This window comes from Burkholderia sp. D-99, from assembly GCF_011605345.1.
GTDB lineage: Bacteria > Pseudomonadota > Gammaproteobacteria > Burkholderiales > Burkholderiaceae > Burkholderia.
In genome coordinates this window covers 1,117,704-1,132,882 of sequence record NZ_JAAOXM010000001.1, presented here as the reverse complement: position 1 = coordinate 1,132,882, position 15,179 = coordinate 1,117,704, and the positions used below count along the sequence as shown (strand labels likewise).

The following is a 15,179-nucleotide window of genomic DNA, read 5'->3' as shown; positions in this document are numbered from 1 at the left end:
TGTGCCGGCCCGTCAGGCGCCGCCCGCACCGCGCGCGTGACTGTCGTTGGATGCGGGCGCAACGATCTTCGCGAGCGTGGATGGCGGCGCCGCCTCCGCTTCGCGGCGCAGGAACGCGATCAACGGACCGAGCAGCCGGTGCCGCGCCGATGGATTGCGACGCAGCACGAAGCGCCACGACGCATTGCGCTCGAGGCCCGGCACCAGCGGCACCAGGCGCCCGCTGCGCAGTTCGGGCTCGATCAGCGGCACGCGGCCGAGCGCGATGCCCGCGCCGCCGACCGCCGCGCCGATCACCTGGCTGAAACTGCTGTAACGGACGATCTTCGTCTCGAAGTCGCCCGGCAAGCCGAATTCCGATGCCCAGTTGCGCCAGTCGATCTCGGGGCTGTCCTCGTGCATCTCCTGCAGCAGCCGGGAGCGGCACACGTGCCCCGATGCGTACGGAAACAGCTCGGGGCTGCATACCGGGAACACCGTCTCCCGGATCAGCACGTCGTCGTCGTCCCGCTGCCGGTGCGCGGGCACGTGCACGATCGCCAGATCGACGCCGCTGCGGGCGAAATCCGGTTCTTCGTCGAGCACGACGGCATGCAGCGGCGTGTCGGGATGAAGCGACGAGAATTCCGCGAGGCGGCGTGCGAGCCACATCGCCGAAAACGGCGCGTTGGCGGATACGGTGAGCCGTTGCGCGGTGCCGCGAATCTCGGCACAGGCATCGGTCAGGCGCGACAGCGCATCGCTGACGGCCGGCAGCAGGCGTGCGCCTGCCGGCGTGAGACCGATGCCGCCGAGCCCCGTGCTGCGTTCGAGCAGCCGCGCGCCGAGCGATTCCTCGAGCGCGCGAATCTGGTGGCTGACCGCGCTGGTCGACACGTTCAGCTCGACTGCCGCGCGCGCGAATCCGCCGAGGCGGACGGCCGCCTCGAAAGCCCGCAACGCGCTGAGGGGAGGGAGGTGCGACATGCGGGGTATTGTAGTTGACTCAACACCCGTTGAAAAATCATCTTTTGCCGCGCATGGGCCGCGCGGGTAGCCTCGATCCGGTCAAGAAAAAACGTAATCAGACACTACCGGAGGGGTTCATGTATTTCGACCGACGACTATGGGCAATGATGGCGGGGCTGCGCTGGCGGGTTGCCGCGGCCGTCGCGCTCGGCCTGCTCGCGATGGGTGTCGGCATCCTGCGCTTCGTATTTCTCGGCCGCGTGCTGGCGCTGGTCTTTTCCGGCGCGCCGGCACGCAGCATCGGCGAAGCCGTCGTTGCAACGGCAGCTTGCGTGCTGCTGCGCGCGTGGCTCGATCATCGCCGCACGGTGCTCGCGCAGCACACGGCCGGGCGCGTGCAGGCCACGTTGCGCGCACGGCTGTTCGACCGGATCGCCGCGCTCGGCCCCGCGTGGTTCAGCGGCGAACGCACGGGCGGCGTGATGCTGGCTGTCGTCGATGGCGTCGAGCAGCTGCAAACCTTTTTCGGCACCTACCTGCCGCAGCTCGTGATCGCCGCTTGCGCGCCGGTGATGATTTTCGCGGTGCTCGCGTGGTGGGACGTACCGACGGCCGCGATCCTGCTGGTCGCGGCGCTCGTCACGCTCGCGCTGCCGCAGCTCGTGCATCGCGCCGACAAGCGCGCGGCGCTCGCGCGCTCGGCCGCGTTCAAGGCGTTCGGCGAGGAGTTTCTCGACGCGGTGCAAGGCCTGCCGACGCTGAAGGCGTTCGGGCAAAGCACGGCATTCGGCGCGAAGCTGGCCGCGAAGGCGCGTGCATTGTCCAGCAGCACGTTCTGGGTACTCGCGCTCGGCCTGCTGACGCGGCTCTTCACCGATCTCGGCACCGGCCTTGGCGCGGCCGCCGCGATCGCGGTCGGCGCGTGGCGCGTGCGGCACGGCGACATGAGCCTCGAGGCGCTGCTGATCGTGCTGATGGCCGGCAGTGAAATCTTCCGGCCGCTGCGCGACCTGCGTTCCGTGTTGCACCAGGGGATGATCGGTCAGTCGGCAGCGAATGCGATTCACGCGCTGCTCGACGCGGATAGCCGTGCGCCGTCCGCCGATGCGCCGCGCGTCACGGGCCTGCGCCCGGAGATCGCGTTCGACGCCGTCAGCTTCGCGTATCCGGGGCGTCGTGCCGACGCGCATGCGGCGCTGAGCTTCTCCGTTCGCGAAGGCGAGACGGTGGCCATCGTCGGGCCGAGCGGCGCGGGCAAATCGACCATCGTGCGCCTGCTGCTGCGCCAGCACGATGCACAGGGCGGTGCGATTCGCATCGGCGGCCGCGACGTGCGCACGTTCGATGCCGGCCAGGTGCGCGAGATGATCGCGGTCGTCGCGCAGGATGCGACGCTGTTCGACGGCAGCGTCGCCGACAACCTGCGGCTCGGCCGCCCCGACGCGAGCGACGCGGACATGATCGCCGCCGCGCGCGCGGCCAACGCGCACGATTTCATCTCGGCGCTGCCCGACGGCTACGCGACGCGCATCGGCGAACGCGGGCTCATGCTGTCGGGCGGCCAGCGCCAGCGCCTCGCGATTGCCCGCGCGTTGCTGCGCGATGCGCCGATCCTGCTGCTCGACGAGGCGCTGTCGTCGGTCGACGCGGAAAACGAAGCGCTGATCCAGCAGGCGCTCGACCGGCTCACGCGCGGGCGGACCACGCTCGTGCTCGCGCACCGGCTGTCCAGCGTGATCGGTGCCGACCGCATCCTGGTACTCGACCAGGGGCAGGTGGTCGACGAGGGTACGCACGCGGCGCTGATCGCGCGTGACGGCCCGTATCGCCGGCTGATGGGGCCGCAACTGGAAGCGGTCGCCGAATCGGTCGGCGTGGCGACGACGTCCGGCGCGACCGCGCGTGCGTCGTCGGGCCCGCAAGTGAGGCCGCTGAATGACGATGCGGCGGAGATCGGCTGGCCGGAAACGCTGCAGACGCTGTTGCGGTTCGTGCGTCCGTGGACGGGCAAGGTCGTGCTGACGGTGCTGTTCGGGATCGCCCGCGTGCTCGCGTTCATCGGCGTCGGCGTGATCGGCGCGCTGGTGGTCGGTGCGGTGCCGGGCGGCCATGTGAGCCCGACGCTCGTCACGGCGCTGCTCGTGATCGCGCCGGTGGCGGCCGTGCTGCACTGGCTCGAATCGTGGCTCGCGCACGACATGGCGTACCGGCTGCTCGCGGAAATGCGCATCGCGCTGTTCGCGACGCTCGAGCGCCTCGCGCCGGCCGGGCTGCTGCGCCGCCGTTCCGGCGATCTCGTGTCGCTCGCGACACAGGACGTCGAGACCGTCGAGTATTTCTATGCGCACACGCTGGCGCCCGCGTTCGTCGCGGTGCTCGTGCCGGCCGCCGTGCTGGTGTTGCTCGCGTCGGTCGCATGGCCGCTCGCGCTCGTGCTGCTGCCGTTCCTGTTGTGGGCCGGGCTCGCACCGGTGCTGGCGCGGCGTGATGTCGACCGGCTCGGCACCGGCGCGCGCGAAGCGCTTGGCCAGCTCGGCGCGCACCTGACCGAAACGATCCAGGGGCTCGCGGAGCTGACCGCGTTCCAGGCCGTCGCGCGCCGGCGCGAAGCGTTCGTGGCTGAAGTCGATGCATACCGGAAGCAACGCGCGAAGCTGCTCGACGACCTGTCGCATCAGAGCGCCGCACTGGAAGTCGCGAGCGGGCTCGGCGGGCTGGCCGTCGCGGCGCTCGGCGCGCTGCTGTGTGCACGTGGCTGGTTTCCGCGCGAGTCGTTGCCGCTGCTGGTGCTGGTGGCGGTAGCCGCCTTCATGCCGGTTGCCGAAATCGGCCAGGTCGCGCGCCAGCTCGCCGACACGATCGCGTCGACGCGCCGCTTGCGCGCGCTGGAGAAGGAGCCCGTGCCGGTGACGGACGGCATGCATGCGATGCCCGCCGATCCGGCAGTGCGTTTCGAGGCCACGTCCTTCACGTACCCGGGCCGCAGCGTGCCCGCGATCGACCGCGTGAGCTTCGAGGTGCCGCGCGGCAGCACGGTCGCGCTGGTCGGTGCGTCGGGCGCCGGCAAGTCGACGGTCGCGAGCCTGCTGCTGCGCTTCTGGGATCCGCAGCAGGGCCGCGTGACGCTGGGCGGCGTCGACCTGCGCGACCTGCGGCTCGACGATCTGCGGCAGCACATCGCGCTGGTTGCGCAGGATACCTACCTGTTCAACGACACGCTCGAAGCGAACATCCGGCTCGCCGCGAACGACGCGTCCGAGGCGGACGTACAGCGCGCGATCGACCAGGCGGCGCTCGGCGAATTCGTCGCGCGGCTGCCCGACGGGCTCGCGACACGCGTCGGTGAGCGCGGCGTGCAACTGTCGGGCGGCCAGCGCCAGCGTGTCGCGATTGCGCGTGCGTTCCTGAAGGATGCGCCGGTGCTGATCCTCGACGAAGCGACGTCCCACCTGGACACGATCAGCGAGCAGCAGATCCGCGCGGCGCTCGAAGACCTGATGACGCAACGCACGTCGATCATCATCGCGCACCGGCTGTCGACCGTGCGCAACGCCGACCTGATCCTCGTGATGGAGCAGGGCGGCGTGATCGAGGCCGGACGGCATGCGGACCTGCTGGCGCGGCAGGGTGCGTATGCGCGGCTCGTGTCGCATCAGGCGAGTGGGGTGGCGGCGTAAGCGACGCGCCGTCGCTCGGCGCTGCCGCGCGCATCCCGCAACCTGCGTTGAGCCGCGCCGGCGGTTGCCGGCATGGCGTGCACGGTCGTCCCGACAAGGCGCTTGGTTGAATCGCCGGCCGTCCGCGCGAACCGATGTGCGGGCGGCGGCGATGGCGCGGTTGTCTGCCGCACGCGTTGCACTGGACGGCCGTCGTGGCGGCCGCACCCGCCGCCGCGACCTTCCCTTCAGACTTCTGCCTCAGGGCCGCCCCCGCACGACTCTTCCGAACGTCGTATGAAACCGGGGAACGTGTCGATCTCAAGTTCACGTCTTTGCCGTGCGATAACGAGCTGTTCCAGGTATTCAGCGACTTCAGGATCGAACTGACCGCACGCGGTTACTACGTCGCGCCGATCGATAAGGGCGCCATCTACGTGCGACCGGAAGACGTGGACGACGCGTCATTAGCAAAAAAGCCCGCGCAAGGCGGGCTTTAACTGAACAGGGATCCGGACCAAAGCCGGTTTCTCGTTAAGCACGCACTGCCTCTGAAGGGGCAGGCTTAACCTTCGTCGGCGCATGCTTTCGTGCCTGCCACAGGTCATAGTCCAACTGCATGCCGAGCCAGAAATCAGCTCGGCCGCCGCGCTCCGCACCAAGCCACTGCTCGAGGCGTAGCGCCATATCGGGCGAGATACTCGCCCTTTCGTTGAGAACACGGGACAACTGGACGCGCGAAACGCCCAGTTGTTCTGCCGCTTGAGTCACCGTCAGGTTCAGTGCCGGAAGCACATCTTCCCGAAGGATTGCCGCGGGATGCGGCGGGTCAAACATGATGGACATAGCCGTTGTAATGAACGCTGTACTGTAGAACCGTAGTAGAGGCGGCCTGTCAGCGAGGATCGAGATAATCGACGAGGACTGCATCCTCCCCATCGAACTCGAACGTCAACCTCCAATTTCCGTTCACGTCGACCGACCATACACCGTCGCCGGTTCCCTTCCAAGGGTGCAACCGCCACCCCGGTTGGTTCATGTCGTTCGGGCTTTTCGCCCGGTTCAACGCAGACAGTAGCCGCTTAAGTTTGCTCATGTGCGCCGCTTGAATGCCCGCTGTGGAGCCAGATTCAAAGAAGCGCTGAATGCCTTTATGGCGAAAGCTCTTGATCATAGAAATTACGCATGGTGGAAGCCCCTTTTTTTGCGGTGAATCAAAGCGTCTCGCACAAGACGCAAGGCAAGTATAGCCTGTAACGTTACGCGTTACAGGCGTTGTGAATGCGATCAACCTCGACGGATTTGCTCCCCATCAATCCGCCGAGTTTTGCGGGGCGGCGCCCGCGCATCCGTTCATCCATTACCGTCGTACAACGCCTCTAGGGCGGCCCTGCCGCTGGAGCCCGAACACGGCCCCGCCTCATTCCCGCGCCCGATCGTGCGCTGTTGGCAACTCTGAGGGGTGGGCTTCGGAAAGCCCAAGGGGGCTGCTGCCCTAGGGGAACTGCGCGGCACGCCCCGGCCCGTGCATTTCGCCCGCCATCCGCCGCTTTCCTCCGATCTATCCGCGCCGCGCGGCCCGGGTTTGTCTCGATGCATTTACCCGTTGCGCACTTTTTTGTTGTCGTAGTATCGCCGTTGACAACACTTGTTGCACTAAGGTCTAATTCGACATCGCATGTTGCGGTGCGGCTTGATGTCGTCGTTACCGCCGGCCGGCTGGCCGGTCACATCGCTCAATCATGCGGAGAGAAACCATGAGTCGCCGTTCCTTCCTGAAAGCCGTCGCGGTCGTTGCCGCGCTCGGCGCAAGCTTCGCGCACGCGGATACCAAGACGCTCGTCGTCGGGACCGATACGTCGTTCATGCCGTTCGAGTTCAAGCAGGGCGACAAGTACGTCGGCTTCGATCTCGACCTGTGGGCCGAGATCGCGAAGGACCAGGGCTGGAAATACACGATCCAGCCGATGGATTTCGCGGGCCTGATCCCGGCGCTGCAGACGCAGAACATTGATGTCGCGCTGTCGGGCATGACGATCAAGGAAGAGCGCAAGAAGGCGATCGACTTCTCCGCGCCGTACTACGACAGCGGCCTGGCGGCGATGGTGCAGACCGGCAACACGACGATCAAGTCGATCGACGACCTGAACGGCAAGGTGATCGCCGCGAAGACGGGCACTGCGACGATCGACTGGATCAAGGCGCACCTGAAACCGAAGGAGATCCGCCAGTTCCCGAACATCGACCAGGCCTACCTCGCGCTCGAAGCCGGCCGGGTCGACGCGGCGATGCACGACACGCCGAACGTGCTGTTCTTCGTGAACAACGAAGGCAAGGGCAAGGTGAAGGTGGCGGGCCAGCCGGTCAGCGGCGACAAGTACGGGATGGGTTTCCCGAAGGGCAGCCCGCTCGTGCCGAAGGTCAACGCGTCGCTCGTGAAGATCAGGGCCGACGGCCGCTACGCGCAGATCTACAAGAAGTGGTTCGGCGCCGAGCCGCCGAAGATGTGAGCGTGACGCCGCAACAGCGCGCGGCCATGCGGCCGCGCCGGTCTTGAATCGAACGGGGAGCAACAAGTGAATTTCGATTGGTCGGCGATCTGGGCGGCGTTGCCGGACCTGATGGACGGGGTCCGGTTGACGGTGTTCATCGCATTTTTCGGGCTGGTGGGCGGGTTCATCGTCGGGATGGTCGCGGGCATGTTCCGCGCATACGGACCGAAGGCGATGAACGTGCTCGTCCAGGTCTACATTGAATTGATTCGCGGCACGCCGATCGTCGTGCAGGTGATGTTCCTGTACTTCGCGCTGCCGCTGCTCGCGCACATCCGCATCGACGGCCTCACGGCCGCGATCATCGCGATCACGGTGAATTCCGGCGCGTATCTCGCGGAAGTCGTGCGCGGTGCGTTGCTGTCGATCCCGAAGGGGTTGACGGAAGCGGGGCTCGCGATGGGGTTGTCGATGCCGCGCGTGCTGCTGAAGGTGGTCGGGCCGCTGGCGTTCCGGCGGTTGATCCCGCCGCTCGGCAACCAGTGCATCGTGAGCCTGAAGGACACGTCGCTGTTCATCGTGATCGGCGTCGGCGAACTGACGCGCAAGGGGCAGGAAATCATCGCGGGCAATTTCCAGGCGGTCGAGATCTGGAGCGCGGTGGCTGTGATCTACTTGATTCTTACCGGCGCCATGACGTTGACGCTGCGACTCGTCGAAAAGAGGATGCGGATCTTATGAGCATGATCGAATTCCAGAACGTGTCGAAGAGCTTCGGCCACGTGCCGGTGCTGAAGCACATCGACCTGAAGATCGACGCGGGCGAGGTGGTTGTCGTGATCGGCCCGTCGGGTTCGGGCAAGTCGACGATGCTGCGCTGTATCAACGCGCTCGAGAAAATCACCGGTGGCGAGCTGCTCGTCGACGGGCAGAGCGTGCGCGGCAACGCGACGACGATCCGCAACATCCGGCTCGAAGCCGGCATGGTGTTCCAGCAGTTCAACCTGTTCCCGCAAATGACCGCGCTCGAGAACGTGATGTTCGGGCCGACCCAGGTGCGCGGCGCCTCGCGCGCCGAAGCACGCGACCTGGCGATGGCGCTGCTCGACAAGGTCGGCCTCGAATCGCGCGCGAATCATTACCCGTCCGAGCTGTCGGGTGGCCAGCAGCAGCGCGTCGCGATCGCGCGGGCGCTTGCGATCCGGCCGCGGCTGATGCTGTTCGACGAGCCTACCTCGGCGCTCGATCCGGAATTGCGCCACGAAGTGCTGAAAGTGATGCAGGATCTTGCTACCGAAGGGATGACGATGATCGTCGTCACGCACGAGATCGGCTTTGCGAAACGGGTCGGCACGCGGCTTCTGTTCATGGATCAGGGCGGGATTGCCGAGGACGGCCATCCGGTCGACCTGATCGACCGGCCGCCGACCCCGCGCCTGAAGGAATTCCTGAAACACGTGTCCTGAACGAAACCGAACCATCCGACATGCCGCTTTCCCTTTCCCCCGTCATCGCCGGCGCGCCGTTCGACATCGGCGTGCGCCTCGGCGAGCTCGCCCGTCCCGTGTTCGATGCGTACATGCAGCAGAGCAGCGCGTGGCAGGCCGTGCGCCGCTGGCGCGGCCATCCGTTCGTCGCCGAGCTGCGGCAGGCCGCGCTGGCCGCGTATCCGGATCTCGTCGCGGAACTGGACGGGATCGCGGCGGGCGTCGGCTGGCCGGCGGAGGACATCTTTCTGTGGAACTGCCGTGGCGAGCTGATCCACAACGCGCCGGATGGCTGCACGACGCTCGCCGCGCGCGACGCGGCCGGCACGCGCTGGATCGCGCACAACGAGGACGGCGATCCGTTCCTGCGCGAGCGCTGCCTGCTCGTCGACGTGCAGCCGGCGGGCAAGCCCGGCTTCATCAGTTTTTACTACCCCGGTTCGCTGCCGGGGCATACCTTTGCGGCGAACCGTGCGGGCATCGTGCAGGCGATCAACAACCTGCGGATCAGGACACCCGCGCCGGGCGTGCCGCGCATGATCCTCGCGCGCGCCGTGCTCGATGCGGCGTCGCTCGACGCGGCCGCCGACGTGCTGCGCGTGAATGCGCGCGCGAGCGGCTTTCACCATACGCTCGGCGCGACCGGCGACACGCGGCTGCTGAGCATCGAGGCGAGTGCCGCGCGCTGCTCGGTCGTCGACGTGGCGAGGCTTGGCGGGCACGCGAATCATCTCGTGCATCCGGGCTGTGAAGCAGAAGCGCAGATCGTCACGCAATCGTCGGCCGACCGCCAGCGCCGCGTCGACGCGCTGACGCCCGCCATCGACGCGATCGACGAAGCCGCGCTGCTGCGCGTGCTCGGCGATCGCGCGCCGGAAGAGCTGCCGATCTACCGCGACGATCCGGCCGATCCCGACGACGAGAACACGCTGGCCACGGCCGTGTTCGCGATCGGCGCGGCATCGATCGATGTCACCATTCACCAACAAGGCACGCAGCGCTTCGCGACGCGCATCGTGCCGTCCGGATGCGCGCACGACGCGTCCTGATCCATGAGGCAACGCATGACGACCGTTTTCCATCGCGCTCCGCGCGCCACCTTGCCCGTTGCTGTCGCAGGCGACGGCATCGAGATCATCGACTCGACCGGCAAACGCTACATCGACGCGTGCGGCGGCGCGGCTGTTTCGTGTCTCGGCCACAGCAACCAGCGCGTGATCGACGCGATCAAGCGGCAGGCGCAGCAACTGGCCTACGCGCATACGTCGTTCTTCACGACCGACGTGGCCGAGGAGCTGGCCGACCGGCTCGTCGAAGCCGCGCCGGCCGGCCTGGAGCACGTGTATTTCGTGTCGGGCGGCTCCGAGGCGGTCGAGGCCGCGCTGAAGCTCGCGCGCCAGTATTTCGTCGAGAAGGGCGAGCCGCAGCGTCGCCATTTCATCGCGCGACGCCAGAGCTATCACGGCAACACGCTCGGCGCGCTCGCGATCGGCGGGAATGCGTGGCGGCGCGAGCCGTTCCTGCCGCTGCTGATCGAGGCGCACCACGTGAGCCCGTGCTTCGCCTACCGCGACCAGCAGGCCGGCGAAACCGACGAAGCGTATGCGCAGCGCCTTGCGGACGAGCTCGAGCAGAAGATCGTCGAGCTCGGCGCGGACAACGTCGCGGCGTTCGTCGCGGAAACGGTGGTGGGCGCAACGGCCGGCGCGGTGCCGCCGGTGCGCACGTACCTGCAGAAAATTCGCGCGGTGTGCGACAAGTACGGTGTGCTGCTGATCCTCGACGAGATCATGTCGGGGATGGGCCGCACGGGCTACCTGTACGCGTGCGATGAAGACGGCGTCGCGCCCGACCTGCTGACGATCGCGAAAGGGCTCGGCGCGGGCTACCAGCCGATCGGCGCGACGCTGGTGAGCGACCGCATCTACCGGACGATCGTCGACGGCTCGGGTTTCTTCCAGCACGGCCACACGTACCTCGGCCATGCGACCGCATGCGCGGCCGCGCTCGAAGTGCAGCGCGTGATCGCCGAAGAGAAGCTGCTCGACAACGTGAAGGCGCGCGGCGAGCAACTGCGCGCGTCGTTGCGCGAGCATTACGGCGCGCATCCGCATATCGGTGACGTGCGCGGCCGCGGGCTGTTCGTCGGCGTCGAGCTCGTGCGCGATCGCGACAGCAAGGCGACGTTCGATCCCGCGCTGAAGCTGCACGCGGCGGTCAAGCGCGAAGCGATGCAGCGCGGGTTGATGGTGTATCCGATGGGCGGGACGATCGACGGCGTGCACGGCGATCACATCCTCGTCGCGCCGCCTTTCATTTGCACCGCGCAGCAGATCGACACGATCGTCGAGCGGCTGTCGGGTGCCATCGACGCAGCGCTCGCGTCGGCCCGCGCGTGAGCGCATCCGCATATCATCGGGACACAACCATGACAGACAGACTGCCACCGTTCGATCCCGCGTCGGCCACCGACGCACAGAAGGCCGTGCTGACCGACATCCTCAGCGGCCCGCGCGGCAACCTGAACGGGCCGTTTCTCGGCTGGATCGCGAGCCCCGAGCTGGCCCAGCACGCGCAGAAGCTCGGTGCGTTCTGCCGCTATCGCACGGGCCTGCCGCTGCGCCTGTCGGAACTTGCGATTCTCGTGACGGCTGCGCGCTGGCGCTCGCAGGCCGAGTGGCACATCCACCATCCGATCGCGCTCGATGCGGGCGTACCGGCCGCGACGGCCGATGCGATCCGGCGCGGCGTCGCGCCCGCATTCGAATCGGACGACGATGCGCTGATCCATGCGTTCGCGAGCGAGCTGTACGACACGCGGCGCGTGAGCGACGCGACGTTCGCACGGGCGCAAGCGCGCTTCGGCCACGAAACGGTCGTGAATCTCGTTGCGTTGCTCGGCTACTACGCGCTCGTCGCGATGACGCTGAACACGTTCGGCATGCGTGCGGACGGGCAGACGGAATTGCCGTTTCCGGAGTAAAGGCGGCGCTTCGGTCGTGCCGGAGCAGGGCGGCAATACGTCTGACGAACGTCACGCCGACCGGCTCCCGGCACAATGCAACCAAATGTATTCATGCGGGATCGATGGCCGATGGCCGCGTATGATGGCTTGTTCACGTCGACATGATCGGTGAACAAGCATGACGAGTACCCGCAAGACCTTGATGATCGCCGGTGGGCTCCTGGTAGCCGCGGCCGGCACTGCCTACGTGATGCTCCTGCGCGCGGACCACCGTGCGATTGAAGACTCGGGCATCGGCGATTCGGCCGCCCCGGCGGCCGTGGCACCCGCGAACAACGATCACGCGGTGCAGGGCGCCATCGCGCCGCCGGCCCCGGCAGCCCAGGCCGGTATGGCATCGAAGCAGGCAGCCGTTTCGCCGCCTCCACCCGCCCCGGCGGCACCCACACCCGTTCCCGCACCCGCGCGCGTCAGCGCCGCACCCGCACCCGCATCCGTCCCCGCCGTTCCGGTCGTCAGCGAGAAAGCACAGCCGAGCGCACCGCCGCCGAAGGTCACCGTCGTGACCGTCGATGCGCAGGATTCGACCCCACCGGCCGCCGCGCCGGCTGCGAAACCTGCCCAGCCGGCCGAATCCGCGCAGGTCACGCAACGCGCGCCGCGCAAGCGCGATGGCCTCGAACGCCACGCGGCCGCGGCGCCTGCGGCAACGAAATCCGAAACGCCGGAAACGGCCGCGCTCGTCAGGGAATCGGCGAAGCTCGACCCGTCGTTACCGCCGCCGCCGATGTCGTCGATGTCGGCGGGTTCCGGTTCGACTCGGCAGGGCAGTTCGTCGTCGGGCGCGAATCCGGTGGCCGCTGCGATGACCGAGCAACTGGTCAGGCAGTCGAGCAACGTCAGGACGACGAACGAAAGCCCGTCTGCGACGCCGAAGTAACGTCGGCGGCGGGCGTCCGTCGCATGACGGACGCGCGTCGCGCTTGTGTCATCGAAGGTGGGCCGGGCGTGCGACTAGCCGTTCGCGAAACGCGTCGGCGCATGCGCTTCAACACCTGTCAAGGTTTCGCCGGCAGCGACGCGCAATTTCCCTCTAGCCGTTCGCCCGCAAACGCTCGCGCGACGAATCGAGTGGAATCGGGAAGCGAGCCGTTGACGGTTCCTGAGTGGTCGAGTGCCGGATAAAAATGCCACTCGATCCGGTCGCCGGCCCGACAGGCATCGGTGGCGAGTGCGATCTGGTCCGGCACGAACACGTCACGATCCTTGCCGCCCGTACCGATGAAGATCGGAATGTCCGACGTCAGCGCCGGATAGGCGGCTTCACGCTGGATCGCCTCGAATGCCGGTTTCGGCGAGCGTTTGAAGCTGCTGTCGTACGTGAGCCTGTCCGCGACGATCCTGTGTTCGAGTGCATGCAGGCATGCGCGCCGGCTCAGTTCGAACGCCGGCATCGCATTGTCGTGCAGGTAATCGGCGGGAACGAACGCGGGATCGAGCAGCGCCGCGGTACTGATGCGCAGCATGTCGTACGCGAAGGTCGGGACGACCGACTGGTGCGCGTGTGCCCGCTCGGCATCGGCCGCGTGGTTGTGAACGGCCGCATAGGGTGTGCCGGTTGCCACCACGCCGGCGATCGCCAGTTCGGGCGCATACGACTTCGCATAGACGGCCGTTGCAAACGCGGCGCGTGCGCCTTGCGATTGCCCGAACACGACGGCGCGGGACGTCAGGTCGAACTCGCCGTGCTGCACCGCGCGGATGCTGTCGAGAACGCTGTACGCGAGCGGGCGTGTCAGTCCGTACGGATGCACGCCGGGCGCACCGAGGCCCTGATAGTCGGTTGCGACGATCGCGTAGCCGTGGGCGAGCCAGTCATTCAGATAGCGCGTGTCGCGTTCGCTGCGGCGCGCCAGTGACGGCGCACACACGCTGGCGCTGCCGACGGTGCCGTGTGCCCACGCCATCATCGGCCAGCCGCCTCGCGGCGGCGTTCCTTTCGGCAGAAACAGCGCGCCGGACACGACGATCGGCGTACGGCCGTCGACGCCGTCGGTCGACGTGTAGAGAATCCGGATGTTCTTGCCGGCTTCGTCGAGGCTCTGCTCAGGCGTCAGCGGCTCGGTGCGCAGCAATTGTCCGGGCGTTGCAGGAGCTGCGTCGGTCCATGCATAGAAGGCCGGAACGCCGGCGTCCCGCCCGACAGGGAGCGGTTCGGCGGCAAGTGCCCACGTGCCGACGGCGGCGCAGAAGGCCAGCATGACAAACGACTTGATTGGCGTGCCGGGCATGATCGGTGTTCCGTGGTTTCCGGGCAGATTCGACGAAGCCTACGCCCGATCGGGTTGGCCGTGCAAACGGCGCGGTGACGAAGGGCCGCCGCGCGGGCGATGCAGCACGGCAGCCATCGATCGCTCACGCGACGGGCAGGTAACGCTCCACCAGCCTGGCCCAGAACGCGGAGCCGACGACCAGGTTCTCGTCATTGAAGTCGTAGGTCGCGCTATGCAGCGTGTTCCCGCCGTCGGTCGGGCCGTTGCCGATCCGCAGGAATGCGCCGGGGCAGGCCTGCAGCATGTAGGCAAAGTCCTCGCTGCCCATCAACGGCGCCATCTGTTCCGTCACGCGTGCGTCGCCCACCAGCTCTTTCGCGACTTCGATCGCGAGCGCGGTTTCGGCGTCGGTGTTCGTCACCACCGGATAGCCTTCCACATAGTCGACGACGGCGCGCAGGCCGTAGCTTTCGGCCTGCGCGTGCACGAGCGCGGTGATTCGTTCCTTCAGCATCCGGCGGACGTCCATGTCGAACGAGCGGACGCTGAGGCTCAATTCGACTTCGCCGGGGATCACGTTCGGGGCCGATCCGCCGGCAATCTTGCCGATCGTCACGACGGCCGACTGCGTCGGATCGACGTTGCGCGACACGATGGTCTGCAGCGCCATCACGATGCTGCCTGCCGCGACGATCGGGTCGTTGGCCAGGTGCGGGCGCGCGGCATGCCCGCCCTTGCCGACGATCTTCACGAACACGCGGTCGCCCGCCGCCATGAAATGTCCCTTGCGGAACATGAACGTGCCGGCCGGCGCACCCGGATGGTTGTGCATCGCGAACACCGCGTCGCACGGAAAGCGCGTGAACAGCCCTTGCTCGACCATGCGCTTGGCGCCGCTGTCGAAGCCGCGTTCCTCGGCCGGCTGGAAGATCAGATGCACGGTGCCGTCGAATTGCCCGTGTTGTGCGAGGTGCCGGGCCGCGCCGAGCAGCATCGCGGTATGGCCGTCATGGCCGCACGCATGCATGCGGCCCGGGTGGACGCTCTTGTGGCCGAAGGTATTGCGTTCGTCGATCGGCAGTGCGTCCATGTCGGCGCGAATCCCGATGCGGCGTTCGCCTGAACCGCGTCGCAGCGTGCCCACCACGCCGGTGCCGGCGATGCCCGTCGCGACCGTGTAGCCATATTCCTTCAGGCGCGTGGCGACGATCTCGGCGGTCTGCACTTCCTCGAACGCCAGTTCGGGGCAGCAATGCAGCGTGTAGCGGAGCTTGCGCATGTCGTCGGCAAGCGGCTGCAGGTCGGAGACGGAACTCAGGTCGGGTAAGAGCATGGACGATCCAGGAAGAAGCGGCTGA

General features: G+C 67.4%; 14 protein-coding genes. 9 read left to right on the top strand and 5 right to left on the bottom strand.

Annotated elements, in window-relative coordinates; genetic code table 11:
- Window positions 1-12: 12 nt before the first annotated feature.
- Entirely contained in the window at window positions 13-966 is a 954-nt protein-coding gene (locus HAV18_RS04920; RefSeq protein WP_166953331.1) for a LysR family transcriptional regulator, read from the bottom strand.
- A 119-nt stretch (window positions 967-1,085) separates the two neighbouring features.
- Between HAV18_RS04920 and HAV18_RS04915 the strand changes: the two genes are divergently transcribed.
- Together HAV18_RS04915 and HAV18_RS04910 are read left to right on the top strand one after the other, a co-directional pair.
- Window positions 1,086-4,625 carry an ABC transporter ATP-binding protein gene (locus tag HAV18_RS04915; RefSeq protein WP_166953329.1) on the top strand — a complete coding sequence of 1,180 codons (3,540 nt, stop codon included), beginning with the start codon at window positions 1,086-1,088 and terminating at the stop codon, window positions 4,623-4,625.
- 194 nt (window positions 4,626-4,819) lie between these two features.
- A complete protein-coding gene (locus HAV18_RS04910) occupies window positions 4,820-5,104 on the top strand; it encodes a hypothetical protein (protein ID WP_166953327.1) in 285 nt (94 codons plus the stop codon).
- Window positions 5,105-5,138: 34 nt separating this feature from the next.
- Here HAV18_RS04910 and HAV18_RS04905 read toward each other — a convergent pair whose 3' ends face one another.
- A complete protein-coding gene (locus HAV18_RS04905) occupies window positions 5,139-5,450 on the bottom strand; it encodes a HigA family addiction module antitoxin (RefSeq protein ID WP_065503714.1) in 312 nt (103 codons plus the stop codon).
- 49 nt (window positions 5,451-5,499) lie between these two features.
- Window positions 5,500-5,778 carry a type II toxin-antitoxin system RelE/ParE family toxin gene (locus HAV18_RS04900; protein ID WP_166953325.1) on the bottom strand — a complete coding sequence of 93 codons (279 nt, stop codon included), beginning with the start codon at window positions 5,776-5,778 and terminating at the stop codon, window positions 5,500-5,502.
- Window positions 5,779-6,361: 583 nt separating this feature from the next.
- On the opposite strand from HAV18_RS04900, the gene glnH reads away from it, so the two are divergent.
- The 7 genes from glnH to HAV18_RS04865 all read left to right on the top strand — a co-directional run bounded on the left by glnH (window position 6,362) and on the right by HAV18_RS04865 (window position 12,488).
- Window positions 6,362-7,114, top strand: a complete 753-nt coding sequence (gene glnH, locus HAV18_RS04895) for a glutamine ABC transporter substrate-binding protein GlnH (protein WP_166953323.1) — start codon at window positions 6,362-6,364, stop codon at window positions 7,112-7,114.
- Window positions 7,115-7,180: 66 nt separating this feature from the next.
- Window positions 7,181-7,837: a glutamine ABC transporter permease GlnP gene (glnP, locus tag HAV18_RS04890; protein WP_166953321.1), complete on the top strand. Its 657-nt coding sequence runs from the start codon at window positions 7,181-7,183 to the stop codon at window positions 7,835-7,837.
- Window positions 7,834-8,562, top strand: a complete 729-nt coding sequence (glnQ, locus tag HAV18_RS04885) for a glutamine ABC transporter ATP-binding protein GlnQ (RefSeq protein WP_166953320.1) — start codon at window positions 7,834-7,836, stop codon at window positions 8,560-8,562. Before glnP ends, glnQ begins: the two co-directional genes overlap by 4 nt.
- 20 nt (window positions 8,563-8,582) lie before the next feature.
- Window positions 8,583-9,632, top strand: coding sequence for a C45 family peptidase (locus HAV18_RS04880; RefSeq protein WP_166953319.1), 1,050 nt, complete (start codon window positions 8,583-8,585; stop codon window positions 9,630-9,632).
- A 15-nt stretch (window positions 9,633-9,647) separates the two neighbouring features.
- A complete protein-coding gene (locus tag HAV18_RS04875) occupies window positions 9,648-10,982 on the top strand; it encodes an aspartate aminotransferase family protein (protein WP_166953317.1) in 1,335 nt (444 codons plus the stop codon).
- Between the two features lie 29 nt (window positions 10,983-11,011).
- Window positions 11,012-11,566, top strand: a complete 555-nt coding sequence (locus HAV18_RS04870) for a carboxymuconolactone decarboxylase family protein (protein WP_166953316.1) — start codon at window positions 11,012-11,014, stop codon at window positions 11,564-11,566.
- Window positions 11,567-11,726: 160 nt separating this feature from the next.
- On the top strand, window positions 11,727-12,488 hold the full coding sequence (locus HAV18_RS04865; protein ID WP_166953315.1) for an extensin: 762 nt from the start codon (window positions 11,727-11,729) through the stop codon (window positions 12,486-12,488).
- A gap of 118 nt (window positions 12,489-12,606) precedes the next feature.
- On the opposite strand, the gene HAV18_RS04860 is transcribed toward HAV18_RS04865, so the two are convergent.
- A complete protein-coding gene (locus HAV18_RS04860) occupies window positions 12,607-13,839 on the bottom strand; it encodes a lipase family protein (RefSeq protein ID WP_166953313.1) in 1,233 nt (410 codons plus the stop codon).
- A gap of 124 nt (window positions 13,840-13,963) precedes the next feature.
- Window positions 13,964-15,154 carry a M20 aminoacylase family protein gene (locus tag HAV18_RS04855; RefSeq protein WP_166953312.1) on the bottom strand — a complete coding sequence of 397 codons (1,191 nt, stop codon included), beginning with the start codon at window positions 15,152-15,154 and terminating at the stop codon, window positions 13,964-13,966.
- Window positions 15,155-15,179 lie beyond the last annotated feature (25 nt).

Excerpts from the sequence above, each read along its gene's own strand:
- HAV18_RS04920 (WP_166953331.1), bottom strand. The coding sequence starts at position 966 with ATGTCGCACCTCCCTCCCCTCAGCGCGTTGCGGGCTTTCGAGGCGGCC.
- HAV18_RS04915 (WP_166953329.1), top strand. The coding sequence starts at position 1,086 with ATGTATTTCGACCGACGACTATGGGCAATGATGGCGGGGCTGCGCTGG.
- HAV18_RS04905 (WP_065503714.1), bottom strand. The coding sequence starts at position 5,450 with ATGTCCATCATGTTTGACCCGCCGCATCCCGCGGCAATCCTTCGGGAA.
- HAV18_RS04900 (WP_166953325.1), bottom strand. The coding sequence starts at position 5,778 with ATGATCAAGAGCTTTCGCCATAAAGGCATTCAGCGCTTCTTTGAATCT.
- glnH (WP_166953323.1), top strand. The coding sequence starts at position 6,362 with ATGAGTCGCCGTTCCTTCCTGAAAGCCGTCGCGGTCGTTGCCGCGCTC.
- glnQ (WP_166953320.1), top strand. The coding sequence starts at position 7,834 with ATGAGCATGATCGAATTCCAGAACGTGTCGAAGAGCTTCGGCCACGTG.
- HAV18_RS04880 (WP_166953319.1), top strand. The coding sequence starts at position 8,583 with ATGCCGCTTTCCCTTTCCCCCGTCATCGCCGGCGCGCCGTTCGACATC.
- HAV18_RS04875 (WP_166953317.1), top strand. The coding sequence starts at position 9,648 with ATGACGACCGTTTTCCATCGCGCTCCGCGCGCCACCTTGCCCGTTGCT.
- HAV18_RS04870 (WP_166953316.1), top strand. The coding sequence starts at position 11,012 with ATGACAGACAGACTGCCACCGTTCGATCCCGCGTCGGCCACCGACGCA.
- HAV18_RS04865 (WP_166953315.1), top strand. The coding sequence starts at position 11,727 with ATGACGAGTACCCGCAAGACCTTGATGATCGCCGGTGGGCTCCTGGTA.
- HAV18_RS04860 (WP_166953313.1), bottom strand. The coding sequence starts at position 13,839 with ATGCCCGGCACGCCAATCAAGTCGTTTGTCATGCTGGCCTTCTGCGCC.
- HAV18_RS04855 (WP_166953312.1), bottom strand. The coding sequence starts at position 15,154 with ATGCTCTTACCCGACCTGAGTTCCGTCTCCGACCTGCAGCCGCTTGCC.